Source organism: Stenotrophomonas maltophilia (genome assembly GCF_039555535.1).
In the GTDB taxonomy this organism is placed as follows: domain Bacteria; phylum Pseudomonadota; class Gammaproteobacteria; order Xanthomonadales; family Xanthomonadaceae; genus Stenotrophomonas; species Stenotrophomonas maltophilia_Q.
In genome coordinates, this window is record NZ_CP154630.1 from 1491427 (window position 1) to 1511412 (window position 19986).

At 67.5% G+C, this 19986-nt stretch carries 15 protein-coding genes; 10 read left to right on the top strand and 5 right to left on the bottom strand.

The window, feature by feature from the left end; all coding sequences use genetic code 11:
* Nucleotides 1–37: 37 nt before the first annotated feature.
* From AASM09_RS06880 to AASM09_RS06890, 3 genes are read left to right on the top strand one after another with little or no spacing between them, the layout of a single operon-like run.
* Complete coding sequence (locus AASM09_RS06880; protein WP_049429518.1) at nt 38–5425, top strand: DNA repair ATPase; 5388 nt, start codon at nt 38–40, stop codon at nt 5423–5425.
* Nucleotides 5422–6129: a hypothetical protein gene (locus AASM09_RS06885; protein WP_049429519.1), complete on the top strand. Its 708-nt coding sequence runs from the start codon at nt 5422–5424 to the stop codon at nt 6127–6129. The genes AASM09_RS06880 and AASM09_RS06885 overlap by 4 nt, the downstream gene beginning before the upstream one ends.
* A 44-nt stretch (nt 6130–6173) precedes the next feature.
* Nucleotides 6174–7283 carry a toxic anion resistance protein gene (locus tag AASM09_RS06890; RefSeq protein ID WP_049429520.1) on the top strand — a complete coding sequence of 370 codons (1110 nt, stop codon included), beginning with the start codon at nt 6174–6176 and terminating at the stop codon, nt 7281–7283.
* A gap of 71 nt (nt 7284–7354) precedes the next feature.
* On the opposite strand, the gene AASM09_RS06895 is transcribed toward AASM09_RS06890, so the two are convergent.
* On the bottom strand, nt 7355–8242 hold the full coding sequence (locus tag AASM09_RS06895; protein ID WP_049429521.1) for a LysR family transcriptional regulator: 888 nt from the start codon (nt 8240–8242) through the stop codon (nt 7355–7357).
* 96 nt (nt 8243–8338) lie between these two features.
* On the opposite strand from AASM09_RS06895, the gene trpB reads away from it, so the two are divergent.
* The 5 genes from trpB to glmM all read left to right on the top strand — a co-directional run bounded on the left by trpB (nt 8339) and on the right by glmM (nt 13488).
* Nucleotides 8339–9556, top strand: a complete 1218-nt coding sequence (trpB, locus tag AASM09_RS06900; protein WP_049429522.1) for a tryptophan synthase subunit beta — start codon at nt 8339–8341, stop codon at nt 9554–9556.
* Complete coding sequence (locus AASM09_RS06905) at nt 9553–10233, top strand: hypothetical protein (RefSeq protein WP_049429523.1); 681 nt, start codon at nt 9553–9555, stop codon at nt 10231–10233. Before trpB ends, AASM09_RS06905 begins: the two co-directional genes overlap by 4 nt.
* Before the next feature lies 1 nt (nt 10234).
* Nucleotides 10235–11044 (top strand): tryptophan synthase subunit alpha, encoded by an 810-nt coding sequence (gene trpA, locus AASM09_RS06910; RefSeq protein WP_049429524.1) that lies wholly within the window; start codon nt 10235–10237, stop codon nt 11042–11044.
* Nucleotides 11045–11251: 207 nt separating this feature from the next.
* Complete coding sequence (accD, locus tag AASM09_RS06915; RefSeq protein ID WP_005410473.1) at nt 11252–12127, top strand: acetyl-CoA carboxylase, carboxyltransferase subunit beta; 876 nt, start codon at nt 11252–11254, stop codon at nt 12125–12127.
* Nucleotides 12127–13488: a phosphoglucosamine mutase gene (gene glmM / locus AASM09_RS06920; RefSeq protein ID WP_049429525.1), complete on the top strand. Its 1362-nt coding sequence runs from the start codon at nt 12127–12129 to the stop codon at nt 13486–13488. The genes accD and glmM overlap by 1 nt, the downstream gene beginning before the upstream one ends.
* Before the next feature lie 80 nt (nt 13489–13568).
* Here glmM and AASM09_RS06925 read toward each other — a convergent pair whose 3' ends face one another.
* Genes AASM09_RS06925 through AASM09_RS06935 form a run of 3 tightly spaced genes read right to left on the bottom strand, consistent with a single transcriptional unit; the run spans nt 13569 to nt 17462 of the window.
* Nucleotides 13569–14426, bottom strand: a complete 858-nt coding sequence (locus AASM09_RS06925) for a polysaccharide deacetylase family protein (RefSeq protein ID WP_049429526.1) — start codon at nt 14424–14426, stop codon at nt 13569–13571.
* Complete coding sequence (locus AASM09_RS06930; RefSeq protein ID WP_049429527.1) at nt 14419–15564, bottom strand: glycosyltransferase family 4 protein; 1146 nt, start codon at nt 15562–15564, stop codon at nt 14419–14421. Before AASM09_RS06930 ends, AASM09_RS06925 begins: the two co-directional genes overlap by 8 nt.
* A gap of 20 nt (nt 15565–15584) precedes the next feature.
* Nucleotides 15585–17462: a DUF3413 domain-containing protein gene (locus AASM09_RS06935; RefSeq protein ID WP_049429528.1), complete on the bottom strand. Its 1878-nt coding sequence runs from the start codon at nt 17460–17462 to the stop codon at nt 15585–15587.
* Between the two features lie 146 nt (nt 17463–17608).
* On the opposite strand from AASM09_RS06935, the gene AASM09_RS06940 reads away from it, so the two are divergent.
* Entirely contained in the window at nt 17609–18589 is a 981-nt protein-coding gene (locus AASM09_RS06940) for an isopenicillin N synthase family dioxygenase (protein ID WP_049429529.1), read from the top strand.
* Here AASM09_RS06940 and AASM09_RS06945 read toward each other — a convergent pair.
* On the bottom strand, nt 18576–18800 hold the full coding sequence (locus AASM09_RS06945) for a hypothetical protein (RefSeq protein WP_152906583.1): 225 nt from the start codon (nt 18798–18800) through the stop codon (nt 18576–18578). The two genes, AASM09_RS06940 and AASM09_RS06945, sit on opposite strands and share 14 nt — an antisense overlap.
* Nucleotides 18801–19212: 412 nt before the next feature.
* Here AASM09_RS06945 and tpiA point away from each other — a divergent pair, with 412 nt between their 5' ends.
* On the top strand, nt 19213–19968 hold the full coding sequence (gene tpiA, locus AASM09_RS06950) for a triose-phosphate isomerase (protein ID WP_049429530.1): 756 nt from the start codon (nt 19213–19215) through the stop codon (nt 19966–19968).
* The last annotated feature ends 18 nt before the right edge of the window (nt 19969–19986 follow it).

Below are 19986 nucleotides of genomic sequence, written 5' to 3' on the forward strand. Positions count from 1 at the left end.
AGATGCGGCCGTTCGCCCGTGAGCCGGAAGCCTGCTGATGCCTGAAACCCATCCGTCCGCCGAAACCACCGCAGCGGAGGCCGGCGGCAACACCGTCGACCAGGCCGTCGCCCAGGGCGGTGCCTATGAAGTCCTGCGCCGCCGCCTGGCCGAGCAGGGCCAGCGCCTGCAGGCCCTGGCCGAAGTGCTCAACCGCCAGCGCCTGGCCGAGTTCGGCGACAGCCGGCTGGAAGTGGTCGGGCGTTTCCGCATCCGCAGCGAGAACAACTGCGTCGGCCGCGACATCGTGCAGGTGGGCCCGGACCGCCTGCTGTTCGGCTACAACGTCTTCATCGGTCTGAAAACCCAGACCCGCATCGAGGATGTGTTCGGCCTGTACCGGCTGGTGCAGGGCAGTGACGGCTACGACGTCGCTGCGCTGGAGCTGAAGGGCAGCTTCCTCGACCAGCCCGGCTTCGTGCACGACTTCAATGAGCTGTACGCCTACTACAAGCACGCGCGCCTGCTGCAGCTGATCGTGGTCGGCGACAAACTGCTGGCCTCGTTCCAGATCGGCGAGCGCAGCAGCGACGTACGCGTGTTCCGCTGGGCGCTGTCGCGCGAAGGCGAGCTGACCTACCTCGACGCGCGCGGCGAACGCGATATCGCGCTACCGCCACCGTTCGATTTTGAATGGACCCGGGCCACGCGTGACCTGGCGGTCAGCGGCCGCCATTCGCACCTGAACATCCTCGACACCCTGTTCGTGGAAACCACCGGCGGTGACCTCACCATCAAGGTGGAGAACAACACCGAGACCGGGCAGGGCATCTACAGCGAACCGGTAGAGGACAGCACGCAGTCGCTGGACGATGCCCAGTTCGAGTTCGCCCGCGTCGGTTCGCTGCTGCTGTTGAAGGTGCTGCCCTATCGCGAAACCGTCTGGCGCGGGCTGATCTACAACACGATCACCGGCGACATCGTGCGCAACGATGCGATCGTGCAGGCCTGCGTGCAGCTGCCCGAAGACCACGGCGTGATCTTCCCGGGCGGCTATTACCTGCAGGGCGGCGAGCACAAGGCGTTCGACGCCTCGATGGCCGGCATGCAGTTCAAGCGCAGCATCCGCTCGCCCAACGGCGAGGACGTGCTGTACATCTTCTACGAACGCGAGGGCGGTCGCTCGGCGCTGTTCGTGTACAACACCATCCAGCGCGTGCTGCAGAACCCCGTGTTCGGCCACGGCTATGCCTTCCTGCAGGATGGACGCATGGTGTTGTTCCATGCCGAGGGCGCCGAACCGACCCGCATCCATCCGATGCAGGTGTGGCAGACGCCGTTCAGCAGCGACGAATTCGCTGCCAGCCGACCGCCCGGCAATACCTTCATGGGCCGCATCGGCAATGCCGAACTGGTGCGCGGCATCTCCAACCTGTTCAACCTGGCGCGCGAGATCGACGGCCAGCACGTGTCGGTGCAGCGCTACCAGCGCCTGGTCGCCGATACCCGCCGCCTGTTCGACACCCACCACTGGCTGGGCGACGATGCCTGCGATGGTGCCGAGGCGCTGCTGCGGCAGATCAGCGCCACCGGCGAATCGGTGCTGGACGAATACGAGAAGGTGCAGTCGATCCGCCAGCAGTCGGCGCAGGCGATGGTTGACGCCGAGGCCAGGCACAAGGCCCTGCTGGGCCGCCTGCAGCCGCAGAACTGGAACGAGGTGCAGGCCTTCGTCGAGGCGCTGAACGAAATCACCGCGCTGCGCGGGCGGCTGCTGACCATCCGCGAGCTGCGCTATATCGATACCACGCGCATCGAGGCCATGGCTGCCGAACTGGTGCAGGCCCAGGACCGCGTCGGTGCGGCAACCGGTGAATTCCTGGCCGGCGATGTCGCACTGGCACCACTGGGCAGCCGCCTGCAGGCGCTGGACGAAGCCGCCCAGCAGGCCAGCAGCGCGCGCCAGCTGGACGAGCAGCTGGACGGCATGCGCGCCATGGCCGCCGACCTGGACATGCTGTCCGAACTGATGGCCGGGCTGAAGGTGGACGATGCCACCGCGCGCACCCGCGTGGTCGAATCCATTTCCGCGCTGTACGGGCGGCTGAACCAGGCGCGCACCCGCGCCGAACAGCGCCGCCGTACCCTCGGTTCGGCCGAGGCCGTGGCGCAGTTCGCTGCCCAGTTCGCGTTGTTCTCGCAGTCCATCACCAGCGCGCTGGCGATGGCCAACGATCCGGAAAGGGCCGACGAACAGCTGTCACGCCTGCTGGTGCAGCTGGAAGAACTGGAAAGCCAGTTCGGCGAGCATGAGCAGTTCCTCGGCGACATCCTCAGCAAGCGCGAAGAACTGGTCGAGGCCTTCGAAACGCACAAGCAGGCGCTGCTGGACGACCGCCAGCGCAAGGCGCGTTCGGTACTGGATGCTGCCAACCGCATCCTCGATGGACTGGCCAAGCGCACCGAGCGTTTCGCCACCGCCGATGAACTCAATGCGTTCTTCGCCGGCGATCCGTTGATCCTCAAGCTGCGCGAGCTGGCCGAGCGGCTGCGCACGCTGCGCGACAACGTCAAGGCCGATGACATCGAGGCGCGCCTGAAGGGCGTGCGCGACCAGGCCGTGCGCCAGCTGCGCGACCGCAGCGACCTGTACGAAGCCGGTGGCAACGTGGTCCGGCTTGGCCCGCGCCACCGCTTCAGCGTCAACACCCAGGCCCTGGACCTGACCCTGTTGCCGCGCGGCGACACGCTGGCCATCCACCTGACCGGCACTGACTTCCTGGAAACCCTGCACGACCCGGAACTGGAGGCACTCAAGCCGTTCTGGCCGGTGACGTTGGATTCGGAATCCGATGCGATCTACCGCGGCGAATACCTGGCCGGCAGTCTGCTGCTGGCCGCACAGCAAGGCCACGATGGGCTGGACCTGGCCCAGCTGCAGCACGATGTCGCCACACCCGAAGCACTGGATCAGCGCGTTCGTGCCTTCGCTGCGCCGCGCTATCGCGAAGGCTACGAGCGCGGCATCCACGACCACGACGCCGCGCTGATCCTGCGCGCGCTGCTGCCCTTGCAGCGGTCTGCCGGCACGCTGCGTCACGCCCCGCAGGTGCGTGCGCTGGCCCTGCTGTTCTGGGCGGCGCAGCAGCGCGAAGAAGCGGTACTGCAATGGCCCAGCCGCCAGGCCGGAGCGGAAACCATCGCTCGCCTGTTCGGCTCCGACGAAGGGCGTGACGCCCTGCGCGCGGAAATGGCTGCTGCGCTGAGTGCGTTCTCGCAGTCGCAGTCATTGCCCTTCGACGAAGAAGCCGCCGATGCGGCGGCCGCCTATCTGGGCGAAGAACTGGTCAACGGCGAACCCGTGTTCAGCACCAGCAAGCATGCCCAGGCCCTGCTGGAGGCCCTGGCCCATCAGCTGGACCAGGCCGGGCAGCGCGAAGCACTGGAGCGCGCCCTGCAGCGTACGCAGGATCCGCTGGCCGCGCGCTGGGCACTGGCCGGGCAATGGCTGCGCGCGCTGGCCGGCCTGCCTGCACAGGCCGCGCATGCCGGTTATGCGGACGAGGCCGCTGCACTGCTGTTGGTGCAGCGCCAGCTGCGCACGCGGGCCAGCGATGCGCCGCTGCGCGTGGACGTACCGGGCCTGCTTGGCGAACACCCGCGCATCCACAACGGCTCGCTGTCGTTGTCGCTGGATGACTTCCTGGCGCGCCTGCAGCATCATCTCAAGCGCTTTGTGCCGGATTTCCACGCCTACCAGACCGTGCGCCAGGGCATCATCAACCGCGAGCGGCAGACTCTGCGCCTGTCCGAATTCAAGGCGCGGCCGCTGTCTTCGTTCGTCCGCAACAAGCTGATCAACGACGTCTACCTGGGCGTGATCGGCGACAACCTGGCCAAGCAGATGGGCACGGTCGGCGAGAACAAGCGCAGCGACCTGATGGGCCTGCTGATGATGATCTCGCCCCCGGGTTACGGCAAAACCACGCTGATGGAATACGTGGCGCACCGGCTGGGCCTGGTCTTCATGAAGATCAACGGCCCGGCGCTGGGTCACGAGGTGCGTTCGCTGGACCCGGCACAGGCGCCCGATGCCACCTCGCGGCAGGAACTGGAAAAGCTCAACCTGGCGCTGGAGATGGGCAACAACACCATGCTGTATGTCGACGACATCCAGCACACCCATCCCGAGTTCCTGCAGAAGTTCATTTCGCTGTGCGACGGCACGCGCCGCATCGAAGGCGTGTGGCGTGGCCGCACCCGCACCTACGACATGCGTGGCAAGAAGTTCTGCGTGGTCATGGCCGGCAACCCGTACACCGAGTCCGGTGAGGTGTTCAAGATTCCGGACATGCTGGCCAACCGCGCCGACATCTACAACCTCGGCGATGTGCTGGGAGGCATGGAAGCGGCGTTCACCCTCAGCTACATCGAGAACAGCCTGACCTCCAACCCGGTACTGGCGCCGCTGGCCACGCGTGACATGGCCGACCTGTACGTGCTGGTCGATCGCGCGATGGGCAAGGACGTATCCACCAATGGCCTCAGCCACGCCTACAGCAGTGCCGAGATCAACGAGATCACCGCCACCCTGCAGCGCATGCTGCGCGTTCGCGACGTGGTCTACCGGGTCAACCAGCAGTACATCGCCAGTGCCGCGCAGGACGATCGTTACCGTACCGAGCCGCCGTTCCGGCTGCAGGGCAGCTACCGCAACATGAACAAGCTGGCGGAGAAGATCTCGCCGGTGATGAACGAGGATGAGCTGCAGCAGCTGATCTCCGACCACTACCTGGGCGAGGCGCAGCTGCTGACCACCGGCGCCGAGGAGAACCTGCTGAAGCTGGCCGAACTGCGCGGCGTGCTGGATGAGGTGCAGTCGCAGCGCTGGGCCCAGATCAAGCGCGATTTCCTGCGCAACAAGGCCATGGGCGCCGACGACAGCGATGTCGGTGGACGCGTGGTCGCGCAGTTGGCGGACATCGCCAGCGCGTTGCAGTTGCCGCCGCCCGCGCCGGAAGCGATCGCCGTTGCGGACCCGGCGCCGTGGCCGGCGCTGCTGGAGGCCCTGCATCGCCTTTCAGAGGCGCGTCCCGCCGCTGCGCCGCCGCCGGTCGCGGCAGCCCCCAGCGTGCCGGCCACGGCCCTGGCCGAAGACCTCCAGGCGGGCCTGGCGCCACTGGTGGAGCTGCTGGCGGCATCGCAGGCGCAGCAGGTGCAGGTGTCGCAGACCCTGGCCGCGTTCGCCGGCTGGGCGCGACAGCAGGTCGAGCGGGGCACGCCGAGCGCTGTGGTGGCGCAGCGCGCGCGCGTGCGCCGCGCCGCGACGCCGGAGGAGCGGGCGCTGGATGAGGCGCTGATGCGCCACTTCTACGGCGAGTCATTGCCACCGGAAGACGGCGATGGCATGCCGGCATCCACGCCGCAGCCGCCGCCGCTGCCGTGACCACGCGCGTGCCACTGCCGCCACCGATGCTGCCGGATACGGTCGATGTCGCTGCGCTGGCCGACTATGGTGCGCCGTTGCTGCAGGCGCTGGCGCGGCGCGAAACGCCGTTGCCACCGGATGCGGGCGAGCGCCTGGTGGCTGCGCTTGCGCGCATCGCGCTGGCCTTGCAGGCCGGCAACCCGACGCAGATCCGGCAGCAGGAAGGCTGGTGGGGGCGACTGCTGGGGCGCGATGTCGCTCGCGAAGCAGAAGGGCACGCGCTGCAGTCTCAGCTGGGCGTACTGGCCCTGCAGGCGCGTGAGCAGGCTCAGCACCTGCAGCAGCACATGCAGCTGCGGGCCATGGCGATCGTTGAGCATTCCGCCGCAGCCGCGGCGCTGGACGGCTGGGCCGAACTGGCTGCGTCGCGGCTGACGACGCTGGATAGCGCCGGTCAGGCCGCGCTGTCGCATCGGCTGGACCATCTTCGCCGGCTGGCCTCGCTGCACCGCCTGGAAGCCGGCCAATCGCAGCTGCTGCAGGACCAGGACAACATGCTGCTGCAACGCTTCGCGCGCATCCATGACGTGCTGCTGCCGGCCTGGCGGCAGGCTGTACTGGCGAGCCAGGCCGCTGCGGGCGCTGCGTTGGCTGGCAAGGCTGCCACGTTGCACGCACAGATCGATGACGAGGTGGCCGCGGCTCAGGCTAGACTGCCTTGAGCCGGCCGCCGCTGCCGCTTACCCAACTGCAAGGAGACTGCCCGATGACCCAGGACAGCCAGACCCCCGGTGCCCTCGTACCCGGCACGACCACCGCCACTGCGCTCGATGAAGGTGCGCTGCAGGCGCTGGGACTGGTACGCGAGGATCTGCCGCGCATCGCCGAGATCCGTCTGGAACTGGACGATCTGCGCCCGGGCAACCTGCAGGTGTTCGGCCGCGAGGCGGCCACGCGCACCGCCGCGTTCTCCAGCCAGCTGCTGGACCAGGTCCGCAATCGTGACCTGGATGCCAGTGGCGAGAAGCTGGGCGAGGTGGTGCGCATCGCGCGCAGCCTGAAGCTGGACGGCTTCGCCCAGCGTTCGAAGGTGCCGGTGATAGGTGGTCTGATCGACCGCATACGCGCCTCCAAGGGCGAGCTGGTGCAGAAGTTCAGCGACACCAACGCGCAGATCGAACAGCTGCTGGCCGACGTCGGCGTGCAGCAGGCGTTGATGGGCAAGCGTGTGGGGGAGTTCGACCGCATGCACGATATCGTCCGCGAAGAACGTCGTGCGCTCGGCCTGTATGCGGCAGCGGGCAAGCAGCGGCTGGCCGAACTGCAGGCCGAACAGCTGGCCGGGCAGGGCAGTGAGGACCCCCAGCAGCGCATCCGCCAGGGCGAGATCGACAATGCGATCCGGTTGATCGAGAAGCGCGTGTCCGACCTGCTGCTGATGCAGCACGCCGCCGACCAGTCGCTGCCGATGATCCGCCTGATCCAGGCCAACGCGCTGCAGCTGATCGAGAAGTTCAACACCGTCCGCGACATCACCATTCCGTCGTGGAAGCGCCAGTTCGCCATCCAGCTCTCGCTGGGCGAACAGAAGGCTGCGGTCGAACTGTCCACGGCCATCGATGACGCCACCAACGAATTGATGCGTCGCAATGCCGACCTGCTTCGCCAGGCCTCGGTGGATACCGCGCGCAGCAACCAGCGCGGCGTGATCGACGTGGCCACGCTGCGCCATGTGCACGACCAGCTGATCGCCACGGTGGAAGAAGTGCGCAGCATCCACCGCGAAGGGATGCAGCAGCGGCAGCAGGCCGAAGTCGAGCTGTCGCGCCTGCGCGAAGACCTGCAGCAGCGCCTGGCCACACCGACCGCCAGCTGAAAAAAGGGGACGGAGGGAATTAAGTCGTTTGTGCCACTTGCGACTTAATTCCCTCCGTCCCCTTTTTTTTGTCAGCGGAGTTGCTGGCCCAGCCAGTCGGCGAGCGCATCCACGCGCGCATCAGGTGGTCCGTCCGGTCGCGCCAGCACCCAGAAACCACCGGTGGCGGCAAACCCCCACGGCGCGAACAGTCGCCCGGCGGCCAGATCCTCGGCCACCAGTGGCTCGGGTGCGATCGCCGGGCCCAGCCCGGCCACCGCTGCCTCCAGCAGGTAGTACAGATGCTCGAAGGCCGTCCCCAGCTGCAGCTTCGCGGGGTCCAGAGCGTGCGCCTGCGCCCACGCCGGCCACGCCTGCGGCCGCGAGCTGGTGTGCAGCAGCGTCTCCTGAAGCAGCGCTGCGGGCGGTACATGCCGCAGGCGCTGCGCGGCCGGATGCGAGGGGGCCACCACCACGCCGACCCGTTCCGGGGCCAGCTCACGCACCTGCCAGCCGCGCGGCCACGGCCCCTGCGCCAGCAGCAATACCGCATCCAGTGCCGCCTGTGCCTCGGTGAAGCTGCCATCCAGCGCTGACCACTGCAGGCGCACGCCGGGCAGGGCGGCCTGCAGCGCAGGCAGGCGCGGGATCATCCAGCGCGCCAGCACGCTGCCGCTGCAGCCCAGTACCAGCGCCGGGGCCGCCGCAGGCCGCCGCAGTTCGCGCACGCAGTCTTCGATGCCGCCGAAGGCCTCGCTGCACGCTGCCTGCAGCCGCGTGCCCGCAGCGGTCAGGCGCAGGCCGCGACCGGCACGCTGGAACAGCGCCAGGCCGAGATGGTCTTCCAGCAGCTTCAGCTGCCGACTGACCGCACCATGGGTGACGTGCAGGTCCTGCGCGGCGCGACCAACGCCGCCGAGACGGGCCGTGGCCTCGAACGCGCGCAGTGCATTGAGTGGAGGCAGCAGGGAATGGATCATGTGAGATTTCCTGACGATATGCGCCAGATAATATCCATTTTCCGGTCACGACCCGTGCGCTAGAGTATCCACCTGTCTGAACCACCGGTCGTATCCATGTCTGCCTCCCCCATTGCCGACTATCACGCTTTCCCGGATGCCCAGGGCCACTTCGGCCGCTACGGCGGCAGTTTCGTTGCCGAAACCCTGGTCGGCCCGCTGCAGGAACTGGCCCAGGCCTATGACCAGGCGCGCCAGGATCCCGCATTCCAGCTGGCCTACGACCGCGACCTGGCCCATTACGTGGGCCGGCCAAGCCCGATCTATCACGCCCAGCGCCTGAGCGATCACGTCGGCGGCGCGCAGATCCTGCTCAAGCGCGAGGACCTGAACCACACCGGCGCGCACAAGATCAACAACACCATCGGCCAGGCCCTGCTGGCGGCGCGGATGGGCAAGAAGCGCATCATTGCCGAGACCGGCGCCGGCCAGCATGGCGTGGCCAGCGCCACGGTCGCAGCGCGGCTGGGCCTGGAATGCGTGGTGTACATGGGCGCCACCGACATCGAGCGGCAGAAGATCAACGTCTACCGCATGAAGCTGCTGGGCGCGACGGTGGTGCCGGTCACCTCCGGCTCGGCCACCCTGAAGGACGCGCTCAACGAAGCCATGCGCGACTGGGTGACCAACGTGCAGGACACGTTCTACATCATCGGCACCGTGGCCGGCCCGGATCCGTATCCGCGCATGGTGCGTGACTTCAATGCCATCGTCGGTCGTGAAGCGCGCGAGCAGATGCTGGCCGAGTACGGCCGCCTGCCGGATGCGATCACCGCCTGCGTGGGCGGCGGCAGCAACGCGATCGGCCTGTTCCATGCCTTCCTCAACGACCGCCAGGTCGAGATCGTCGGCGCTGAAGCGGCAGGTGATGGCATCAGCACCGGCCGTCACGCCGCCTCGATCGCTGCCGGTCGCCCGGGCGTGCTGCACGGCAACCGCACCTATGTGCTGTGCGATGACGACGGCCAGATCATCGAGACCCATTCGGTGTCGGCAGGCCTGGACTATCCGGGCGTCGGCCCGGAGCACGCGTTCCTGGCCGATACCGGTCGCGCACGCTATCTCGGCATCACTGACGAGGAAGCGCTGCAGGCATTCCATCTGCTGGCCCACACCGAAGGCATCCTGCCGGCGCTGGAGTCCAGCCACGCGCTGGCGCAGGCGATCAAGCTGGCGCGTGAGCGTCCGCACGACCAGATCGTTCTCTGCAATCTGTCCGGCCGTGGTGACAAGGACGTGCATACGATTGCCGCGCGCGAAGGGCTGGTACTGTGAGCGCGCTGCTGCGGAACAGCGGCGTGCTTCTGCTGGCACTGGGCCTGGCCGCGTGCCAGCCGCCGGAACCACCAGTGCTTGCGCCAGCTGCCAAGGCCACCGCGCAGCCCGCACAGCGGCCGGCCGCCAATGATGACCTGGATCCGATGGCGCGTACGCCCATTGTCGATGCCCCCTCCGAAGAAGGGACCAGCGGCGATGACGCGCCCGCGGTGGTTTCGGTGGCGCTGGATCATGCCGGTGACGTGCTGGTTGGCCAGCACATGAGTGACCTGAAGGCACAGGGTCCCTGGAAGGCGCAGGGTGCGAGGGAATTCTTCGAAGGCGACTGCGAGTACTACGACGGCAAGGGGCTGCCGCCGGGCGTGTCGATGATGACCGACGACGACCGCGTGGTCCGTTTTGATCTGAAGCCGGGTGATGAGGCGGAACTGCCGGTTGAACAGCCGGGGCCGTTCGGACTGCGCATCGGCATGACCCGTGCCCAGGCCATGGCCCAGTTCCCGAAACCGCCGGTGTCCAGCCCGCATGCCTACGACGGTGACCAGGGCGAGTACCTCACCTGGCAGGACCCGGGTTCGGACCTGGGCATCCGCCTGGAACTGTTTGAAGGGAAGGTTACCCGGATGTACTGGGGGACCAGCGATGCGATTGAACTGATTGAAGGATGTGCCTGAGATGCCTGTATCCCGACTCGATGCCTGTTTCCAGCGACTGCGCGAGCAGCAGCGCAAGGCGCTGATTCCCTTCATCACTGCCGGTGATCCTTCGCTGGAGGGCACCGTGCCGGTGATGCACGCGCTGGTCGATGCCGGTGCCGACGTGATTGAACTGGGCGTGCCGTTCTCCGACCCGATGGCCGACGGCCCGACCATCCAGCGCAGCTCCGAGCGTGCGCTGGCACGCGGGGCGGGCAGCCGCTACGTGCTGCAGGCCGTGGCGCAGTTCCGCGAGCGTGACGCGCAGACGCCGGTGGTGCTGATGGGCTACCTGAACCCGGTGGAGATCCACGGCTACGCGGCCTTCGCCAAGGCGGCCGTGGAGGCCGGTGTGGATGGTGTGCTGCTGGTCGACCTGCCACCGGAAGAAGCCGGTGAAGCGCAGCAGGCCTTTGATGCAGCGGGCCTGGCACTGGTGCTGCTGGCCTCGCCGACCACCAGCGAAGCGCGGGCCGACAAGCTGTTGGCACTGGCCCGTGGCTACCTCTACTACGTCAGCTTTGCCGGTGTCACCGGCGCGTCCGAGCGGCTGGACAGTGATGCTGCCAGCGCCCGCCTGCAGGCCCTGCGTGCGCGCGCGTCGGTGCCGGTGGTGGCTGGCTTCGGCATCAAGGATGCAGCCAGTGCGGCGGCGATGGCGCGCCAGGCCGATGGCGTGGTGGTCGGCAGCGCTCTGGTGGCGGTGCTGGCCGAAGCGGATTCGGCCGAAGACGCAGCCCTGCGCGCTCGGACCTTCCTGGCCCCGTTGCGCCAGGCGCTGGACGCGTAATGGTAGCGCCGGGCCATGCCCGGCGGTGCGGCAGGCGGGACATCCGCCGGGCATGGCCCGGTGCTACCCAGCACCTAAACGTACGTCCCAGCATGGTTTTTTCCAGCACCCCCATGCCCGGCAAGGGGGTGCACGGGCAGGGAAAGCGGAGCTAGACTGTCCGCCTTTGCGGCCCCCGGGCCGCCCTGAACGGAAGTGTCCTCCCGCATGAGTTGGCTCAGCAAGTTGATGCCGTCCGGCATCCGCACCGACAACACCCCCAGCAAGAAGCGCAGTGTCCCCGAGGGCCTGTGGGAAAAGTGCAGCAACTGCGGCAGCGCGTTGTACCGTCCGGAACTGGAAGAAAACCTGGAGGTCTGCCCGAAGTGCGGCCATCACATGGCGATCCGCGCGCGCGCGCGCCTGGCCGCCCTGTTCGACGCCGACAGCACCACCGAGATCGGTGCGCGCCTGGGGCCGACTGACCTGCTCAAGTTCAAGGACCAGAAGAAGTACAGCGAGCGCATCAAGATCGCGCAGAAGAACACGGGTGAGTACGACGCGCTGATCGCCATGCGCGGCCTGCTCAAGGGCCGTGCGTTGGTCGCCTCGTCGTTCGATTTCGCCTTCATGGGCGGCTCGATGGGCTCGGTGGTGGGTGAGCGTTTCGCGCTGGCTGCTGAAACCGCAGTGGAGATCGGTGCGCCTTACGTGTGCTTCTCGCAGAGCGGCGGCGCGCGCATGCAGGAAGGCCTGTTCTCGCTGATGCAGATGGCCAAGACCTCGGCCGCGCTGGGCAAGCTGCGCGAAGCTGGCCTGCCGTACATCTCGGTGCTGACCCACCCGACCACCGGTGGCGTGTCGGCCTCCTTCGCAATGCTGGGCGACATCAACATCGCCGAACCGCAGGCGCTGATCGGCTTTGCCGGCCCGCGCGTGATCGAGCAGACCGTGCGCGAGAAGCTGCCGGAAGGCTTCCAGCGTTCGGAGTTCCTGCTGGAGCACGGTGCCATCGACCAGATCTGCGACCGCCGCGAGATGCGTGACCGCCTGTCCGATCTGCTGGCCATGCTGGGTCGCCAGCCGGCGCCGGAGGTGGCTTGATGGGAGGCCGCAAGTACTTCGGTACTGACGGCATCCGCGGACGGGTCGGCCAGGGCGTGATCTCGGCGGACTTCGTGCTGCGGCTGGGCAATGCCCTGGGCCGTGTCCTGGTGGCCCAGCGCGGCCAGGACGGGCGCCGACCGATCGTGGTGATCGGCAAGGACACCCGCATTTCCGGCTACATGTTCGAGGCGGCGCTGGAGGCCGGCCTGGTCGCTGCCGGTGCCGATGTGCAGCTGCTGGGACCGATGCCGACGCCGGCAGTGGCGTTCCTGACCCGCACGCTGGGCGTGGACGCCGGCATCGTCATCAGTGCCTCGCACAATCCGCATTACGACAACGGCATCAAGTTCTTCTCCGCCCAGGGCGAGAAGCTCGACGATGCCACCGAACTGGCCCTGGAAGCGGCACTGGACGTTCCGTTCACCACCGTTGAGTCGGAAAAACTGGGCAAGGCATCGCGCGCGCGCGAGGCGGTCGGCCGCTACATCGAGTTCTGCAAGGCCAGCGTGCCGCGCACATTCGACCTGCGTGGCCTGCGCCTGGTGCTGGATTGCGCGCACGGTGCCACCTACCAGATCGCGCCGCTGCTGTTCCGCGAACTGGGTGCCGAGGTGATCGGCATCGGTGCCGAGCCCAATGGCGTGAACATCAACGCCGGCGTCGGTTCCACCCATATCGACAACCTGGCGGCCAAGGTCCGCGAGACGCGTGCCGATCTCGGCATCGCGTTCGACGGTGATGGTGATCGCGTGCTGATGGCTGACGACCAGGGCAACCCGGTGGACGGCGATGACCTGCTGTACATCCTGGCCCGTGCGTGGAAGGCCGAAGGCCGCCTGCGCGGCCCGGTGGTCGGTACGCTGATGAGCAATTACGGCGTGGAGAAGGCGTTCGCCGACCTGCAGATACCGTTCGTGCGCAGCAACGTTGGTGATCGTTACGTGCACCAGGCGCTGGTGGAAGGTGGTGGGGTGCTTGGTGGCGAAGCCTCCGGCCACCTGCTGTGCCTGGACCGGGCCACCACGGGGGATGGCATCGTGAGCGCGCTGCAGTTGCTGGTGGCACTGCGCAACAGCGGCCAGACCCTGCGCCAGGCGCTGAAGGGACTGGAGCGGGTACCACAGAAGACGGTCAACGTGCGGTTGGGCAATGTCTCGGCCAAGGCCACGGTGCAGGCCGACAGCGTGCAGGCCGCGCTGGCGGCCGCGCAGCAGTCGGTGGCCGGTCGCGGTCGCGCGTTCCTGCGCCCGTCCGGTACCGAGCCGGTGGTGCGGGTTACCGTGGAGGCCGATGACGCCACGCTGATGCAGGAAACGCTGGATCGGCTGTCTGCAGCGGTGCGCGAAGCCGCTGCCTGAGGCAGCTGTGCATTGGCCCAAACAAGAACGCCCCGTAAAGTCGGGGCGTTTTTCGTTCAGGCGGCAGGGCTGCGCGAGGCTCACGGCCCCGGCACCATCTTCTTCTGCCGCGCCTTGAAGCCATTGAACAGCGGCGCGATCAGGGGGCTGTAGCTCTGGGCGATGCGCTTGCGCAACCAGCTCGCAGGGCGGTTGCGGATCGCGAAGCGGTAGATGCGTTCCGGATCGCCGCCCACAACGTTGCGGCCGAACGGGTGGGTGGTGTGCAGGTAGCGGAAGCCGTGCTCGCGTGCCACCTCGATGTGGTCCTGGTCGAAATCGCCATAAGGCCAGCACAACGTATCGGACACCTCGCCGAGCTTGTCCCGCAGGACTTCGCGCGAGACTGCCAGATCGTGGCTCAGGCCCGCACGGCGCTGTGCGCGGTCCAGGTCATCGCGGCGCAGCCAGCGGGTGTGGGTATGGGTGTGGCAATGCACTTCGAAGGTGCCGGCGGCGATGGCCGCGCGCGCTTCGCTCCAGCGCATCATCACGTCGTCGCTGCGGTTATGCTCGTAGATCGCCGCTTCGCAGCCGCGGTGGTCCGGCGTGGCAGGCAGCACTGCCCCAGCAAGCCCCGCATGGGGCCGCTCCGAGCCTTCGCCCATCCAGCCGGTGACCACGAACACCACTGCGTGCATGCCGTACTTCTGCAGGATCGGGTGCGCATATACCCAGTTGTCCAGGTAGCCATCGTCGAAGGTGATCACGATCGACTTGCGCGGCACCGGCTTGCCGGCCAGGAAGCCGGCGTACTGGTCCAGTGTCAGCGAAGTCCAGCCGTTGCCGGCCAACCAGGCGATCTGGCTTTCGAAATTCTCCGGTGACACGGTGATCATGCCCGGCGACGGACTGACGTGGTGGTGCATGAGCACCGGTACGGTTCGGGCATCAGCCATGTCCCAGCTCCCTCAGCCACTGGCGGTAGTAGTGTTCGGTGGTCTCACCGTGGCCATCGGGGGTGAACCGGTGCGCGCCGTGCATCCAGTCCCACCCGGCGCGGCCCATCTGCCGCCGCCGTTCCGGATCTTCCACCAGCAGGCGCAGTGCGCCTGTCAGGGCTGCATTGTCGCCCAATCGGGTGAGGATGGCATTGCTGCCATCGACCACCATCTCCGGCACGCCACCCACGCGCGTGGCCACGATCGGCACCCCGACATAGGCGGCCTCCAGGAACACGGTGCCGGCCGCTTCCTTGTGCGAAGCCAGCGCGAAGATGTCGAAGCCGGCCATCAGCCGGCACGCGCCGTCACGATAGCCGAGCAGGTGGACCTGCTGCTGCAGCCCGTGCTCGTCGCGCAGCGCCTGCAGCCGATCCATGACCGGCTGGCCATCGCCGATCACTACCAGATGCAGGTTCGGATGCGTCCTGCACAGCGGCACCATCGCCTGCAGGAGGTCGGCATGACCCTTGGGTTCGCGCAGCACCGCCACGCAGCCGACCACGATGTCCTGTTCGCCGAAGCCGAGCTCGGCGCGCACTTCCGCGCGCACCTCCTGCAGGCATTGCCAGGGATCGGCCTTGCGGATCTCGCTCCAGCGCGGCGGGACTGCCATTGGCGGCACGATGCCGATGTGCTCGGCCGCAATGCCGCGCTCGGCCAGCAGCTGCTTGACGAAGCTGCTGACGGTCAGCACCCGGTGCGGCAGGCCGGTATAGGTCAGCAGCGAGTTGACCGGGCTCATCAGGTGGCGCGAGCGTACTACCAGCGGCGTGCCGCCCAGGCGTGCGCCGGCGGCGGCGATCAACGTGTCACGGCGGCTGGTGGTGTTGACCACATCGTAGCGCTCGCGCCGCACCAGGCGCGAGACTGACCAGATGCCGCGCAGCAGGCGCAGCAGGCCGCCCATGCGCAGGGTGTGCACGGTGAAACCGTCGTCGCGGGCCAGCTTGGCCAGTCGCGCTTCGGGCTGGCACAGCAGCGCCACCTCATGGCCACGCGCGCGCATCACCTGCATGTGGCGAAAGATGTAGATCTCCTGTCCGCCCATTCCCTTGGCGGCTTCGGTGTGCAGGATGCGCAGCGGACGGTTCATGCGGGATCGATCCTTGAAGGTCAGCGGTTGCGGAAGCGGGTCAACGCTTCCCATGCAGTGCGTACGGCAGCCGCATCAGGGGCCTGCTGGGGCAGCGGGAGGTAGTGCCGGTCCAGGGCTGTGGCGTTGCCGAACTTGTCGAACACGTAGATCGCCTCGCCATGGCGTATCGCGCGCTGCGACCAGCTTTCGACCACCAGGGCACGCGGGCCCTGCGGTTCGGCCAGCAGATCCTGGCCGGTGCTGAAGTCGCCCAGTGCGTTCTCGCAGCCCAGGGCATGGCGCATCAGGGTCGGTACCCAGTCCTCATGCGAACTGATGCGTGCTTCGCGGCCGCTGCCCTGGCCGGGCCAGTGCAGCACGAACGGGACCTGCAGCTGGTAGTCGGAGAAGTTGCCGTTGTGGCCCCAATAGTTCAGCTTGAGGTCGTTGAACTCTTCGGCATGGTCGCCGGTGACCAGCACGATGGTGTCCTCGGCCAGGCCCTGTGCGCGCAGGTCGTCCAGCAGCGAGCCGATCAGGCTGTCTGCGTAGTGCACCGCGGTGCGGTAGCGGTTGAGTTCCGGCGTAGGGTCATGCTCCGGGCCGAATTTGAGGAAGTCGATGTCCGCGGCCATCGGCGTCGCCACTGGCGGGTAACCGTCGGGCATGTGGTAGGGCGCGTGGGTGGAGTCGAGGAACACGAAGCCGAACCACGGGCGCTGCGCCGCCTGGCTGGCGCGGATGTCCTGCTGCAGTGCACTGATGATCGCGCGGTCGCGGCCGTCGGACTTCAGTGCCGATGGCCCCTGGTGCAGCTGGTCGCGCACATCGGCGAATGCCGTGCGATCGAATTCCGGGCTGTACAACGGCGCACTGCCGTACAGGTGCAGGTCGTAGCCCTGCTGGCCCAGCACCTGGAACAGCTGCGAGCCGCGCTGCTCGTCGAGCATGCTTGGCCAGTAACCACCGGGCAGGCCGTACAGCAGCCCGAACAGGCCGTAGCGGGTGGCATTGCCGGTGCTGAAGTGGTGGTCGAACACGCGCGCGTCCTGCGCCAGCGCCGACGTGTTGGGCATCAGCTGCGGTGTCAGCACGTCCTGGCGCAGCGATTCCAGCACCACCATCAGCACATTGGGACGATGCGGGTTCTGGCAGCGCAGCGGGTGCAGTGGGTACTGCAGCTGCGCATGCCGCGGGTCGGGCAGGCCGGCCTGCTGCTGGCTGACCACGCCCAGGCGCCGCATGAAGCTCTTGGCGGTGATCGGTTGCGCCCACGGCAGGTAGTTCCACTGCCCGATCACATCGCGCTCGCCGCGGGCGTCGTAGTAGGCGGTGGCGACCTGGCCGCCAGCCATCAGAAGCGCGACCGCTGCCCACGTCTGCAGCACCCGTCGCCGGCGCGGCGCTGCCGGCAGCAGCTTCCAGCACGCCCAGGCCAGCAGGCCTTCGGCGGCAAAGACCGCGGCGACCAGCAGCGCGACCTGCAGCCAGGTCTTCCAGGACAGGGCGACCTGGTCCTGCAGGGCGCCGCCGAACACCATATTGACGACCATGGCGTTGAGGTGGAAGCGGTACAGGGTGAACACCTTGGCGTCGACCAGCAGCAGGCACAGCCACAGGCCCTGCAGGAGAACGGCGCTGATGCTCAGCGTACGGGCAGTGCGTGGCCACAGCCCCAGCAGCAACGGCAGCAGGCCGGCCAGCGTGCCGAACGCGAGCAGGTGGCCGGGCAGGGCGATCGCGAGGTAGGCCAGGCCCGCGCTGCCGCCTGGATTGTCCCGCAGCGGCACGTTGCCCAGTGTGATCGCCGCAGCCAGGGCCGCATTGCCGGCGACGAACAGCGACCACCAGGCCAGCCGGCGCCAACGCCGGGTGGAACCTTCAAGGGCGGGTGCGGCAGGGGCGGCTGCGGACATGGCGGGGCGGATTCAAGGAGCGGGCAAAGGGTCGGGCCCAACGTGACGGAAGCGTTAATCCGCGCGCGGGTCGCGCATTGTATCGGTTTGTTTCTTCGTATCGAGTGGCGTCCCCCGGGCGATCTGGCACAATGTTCAGGCGGGCCATGAATACGCGGGCCCCCAGACCCAATGACAAGCCAGGAATCGCTGTGAGCCAGATCCCCACCCTCGACATCACCCGTTTCGACAGCGACCGCGAGGCCTTCGTGGCCGAGCTGGGCGCGGCCTACCGCCAATGGGGATTCGCGGGCATCCGCAACCACGGCATCCCGCAGGCCGACATCGACGCGGCCTACGATGTCTTCAAGGCCTTCTTCGCCCTGCCGGACGAGGTCAAGCGCAAGTACCACGTGGCTGGCAGCGGCGGCGCCCGCGGCTACACCCCGTTCGGCGTGGAAACCGCCAAGGGCTCCAAGCACTTCGACCTGAAGGAGTTCTGGCACATCGGTCGCGAGATCGCCGATGACTCCAAGTACCGTGACGTGATGGCGCCGAACCTGTGGCCGACCGAGGTCGAGGGCTTCCGTGAGCGCGGCTACGGCCTGTACCAGGCGCTGGACAACCTGGGCTCGCGCGTGCTGTCGGCGCTGGCCCTGCACATTGGCCTGCCGGAGGACTTCTTCGCCGACAAGACCAACTTCGGTAATTCGATCCTGCGCCCGATCCATTACCCGCCGATCACCACCGACGACATTCCGAACGTGCGTGCCGGCGCCCATGGCGACATCAACTTCATCACTCTGCTGGTCGGTGCCAGTGCCGCGGGCCTGGAAGTGCAGTCGCATGATGGTGAGTGGGTGCCGTTCACCTCGGACGCGGACACCATCGTGGTCAACATAGGCGACATGCTGCAGCGCCTGACCAACCATGTGTACCCGTCGACCATCCACCGCGTGGTCAACCCCCCGGGCGAGCTGGCCCGCCAGCCGCGCTACTCGGTGCCGTTCTTCCTGCACCCGAACCCGGATTTCCTGATCGACGTGCTGCCGTCCTGCATCACCCCGGAGAACCCGAGCCGGTACCCGGAGCCGATCACCGCCCACGGCTTCCTCGAGGAACGCCTGCGCGAGATCAAGCTGAAATAATGAAGAAGCCGCCGAAAGGCGGCTTTTTCATTACGGGTAGCGCAGGGCCATGCCCGGCGAGCGCAGCGGAGGGTGTTCGGCAGGGTTGCACCCTGCACCCGCAGAGGCCAAAGCCAAAGCCAAAGCGGCTCTGGATTTCTGCGCCTTCGACAGTTTCCCGGTGACGGTTGGCAAATCGTGATTTCCGGTAGGTGTCGACCTTGGTCGGCACGGTAGATCCACGCCATGCGTGGTTGAGATCTGTCAGATCGAAGCGGGGTAGGGGGCTGGTCCAACCCGGCAGCCACCCGGAATGCCGCTTTTGCTTTTGATCTTCTTTTTCTTTCCGTCGCGGGCGGAACCGCCGGAATGTGTCAGGGGCCGGGCGGGTGGGGCTGGCGGGGGTGTCCGCGGCATGGATGCCGCGGCCAAGCCCCCAGGGACGGGTTTACGGCGTCCCCCGCCAGCCCCGCCCGGCCAAGCCCATCAACCCAACCGGGCTCTCCGCGATCAACCCCACCCAGCCGGCCCGCCACGAGGGGCTGCACCGTTGGCTGAAAATCCATGTAACCGCTTACACGGAAACGGATTTTTGCCGTAACGGGTATCATGACCGGCTGACTTCACACAGGAGCCACCCGCTCATGCGCCGAAAGATCGTCGCCGGAAACTGGAAGCTGCATGGCAGCCGTCAATTCGCCAATGAACTGCTGGGGCAGGTGGCCACCGGGCTGCCGCTGGACGGGGTGGACGTGGTGATCCTGCCGCCGCTGCCGTATCTGGGTGAACTGGTCGAGGACTTTGGTGACACCGGCCTGGTGTTCGGTGCCCAGGACGTGAGCAGCAACGAGAAGGGCGCCTACACCGGCGAGGTCTGTGCCGCCATGCTGCACGAGGTCGGGGCCCGCTATGGCCTGGTCGGCCACTCCGAGCGCCGCCAGTACCACCATGAAAGCAGCGAACTGGTCGCACGCAAGTTCGCCGCGGCCCTGCATGCCGGCCTGGTGCCGGTGCTGTGCGTGGGTGAGACCCTGGAGCAGCGCGAAGCGGGGCAGACCGAGGCGGTCATCGCCAGCCAGCTGGCACCGGTGCTGGAGCTGGTGGGTGCCGCCGGCTTTGCCCAGGCGGTGGTTGCCTATGAGCCGGTCTGGGCCATCGGTACCGGCCGTACCGCCAGCAAGGAGCAGGCACAGCAGGTGCACGCGTTCATCCGTGGCGAAGTCGCGCGCATCGATGCTAGAATCGCTGATTCACTGCCCATTGTTTACGGCGGTAGCGTGAAGCCCGACAATGCCGGGGAACTGTTCGCGCAGCCGGATGTCGATGGTGGGCTGGTCGGCGGCGCCTCCCTGGTGGCCGCGGACTTCCTGGCCATCGCAAGGGCGGCGGCCGCGAACTAATCCTAGAAGTATTGTCCG

Excerpts from the sequence above, each read along its gene's own strand:
- AASM09_RS06925 (WP_049429526.1), bottom strand. The coding sequence starts at position 14,426 with ATGGCTGATGCCCGAACCGTACCGGTGCTCATGCACCACCACGTCAGT.
- glmM (WP_049429525.1), top strand. The coding sequence starts at position 12,127 with ATGGGAGGCCGCAAGTACTTCGGTACTGACGGCATCCGCGGACGGGTC.
- AASM09_RS06940 (WP_049429529.1), top strand. The coding sequence starts at position 17,609 with ATGAATACGCGGGCCCCCAGACCCAATGACAAGCCAGGAATCGCTGTG.
- AASM09_RS06930 (WP_049429527.1), bottom strand. The coding sequence starts at position 15,564 with ATGAACCGTCCGCTGCGCATCCTGCACACCGAAGCCGCCAAGGGAATG.
- AASM09_RS06890 (WP_049429520.1), top strand. The coding sequence starts at position 6,174 with ATGACCCAGGACAGCCAGACCCCCGGTGCCCTCGTACCCGGCACGACC.
- accD (WP_005410473.1), top strand. The coding sequence starts at position 11,252 with ATGAGTTGGCTCAGCAAGTTGATGCCGTCCGGCATCCGCACCGACAAC.
- tpiA (WP_049429530.1), top strand. The coding sequence starts at position 19,213 with ATGCGCCGAAAGATCGTCGCCGGAAACTGGAAGCTGCATGGCAGCCGT.
- AASM09_RS06880 (WP_049429518.1), top strand. The coding sequence starts at position 38 with ATGCCTGAAACCCATCCGTCCGCCGAAACCACCGCAGCGGAGGCCGGC.
- trpB (WP_049429522.1), top strand. The coding sequence starts at position 8,339 with ATGTCTGCCTCCCCCATTGCCGACTATCACGCTTTCCCGGATGCCCAG.
- trpA (WP_049429524.1), top strand. The coding sequence starts at position 10,235 with ATGCCTGTATCCCGACTCGATGCCTGTTTCCAGCGACTGCGCGAGCAG.
- AASM09_RS06895 (WP_049429521.1), bottom strand. The coding sequence starts at position 8,242 with ATGATCCATTCCCTGCTGCCTCCACTCAATGCACTGCGCGCGTTCGAG.
- AASM09_RS06935 (WP_049429528.1), bottom strand. The coding sequence starts at position 17,462 with ATGTCCGCAGCCGCCCCTGCCGCACCCGCCCTTGAAGGTTCCACCCGG.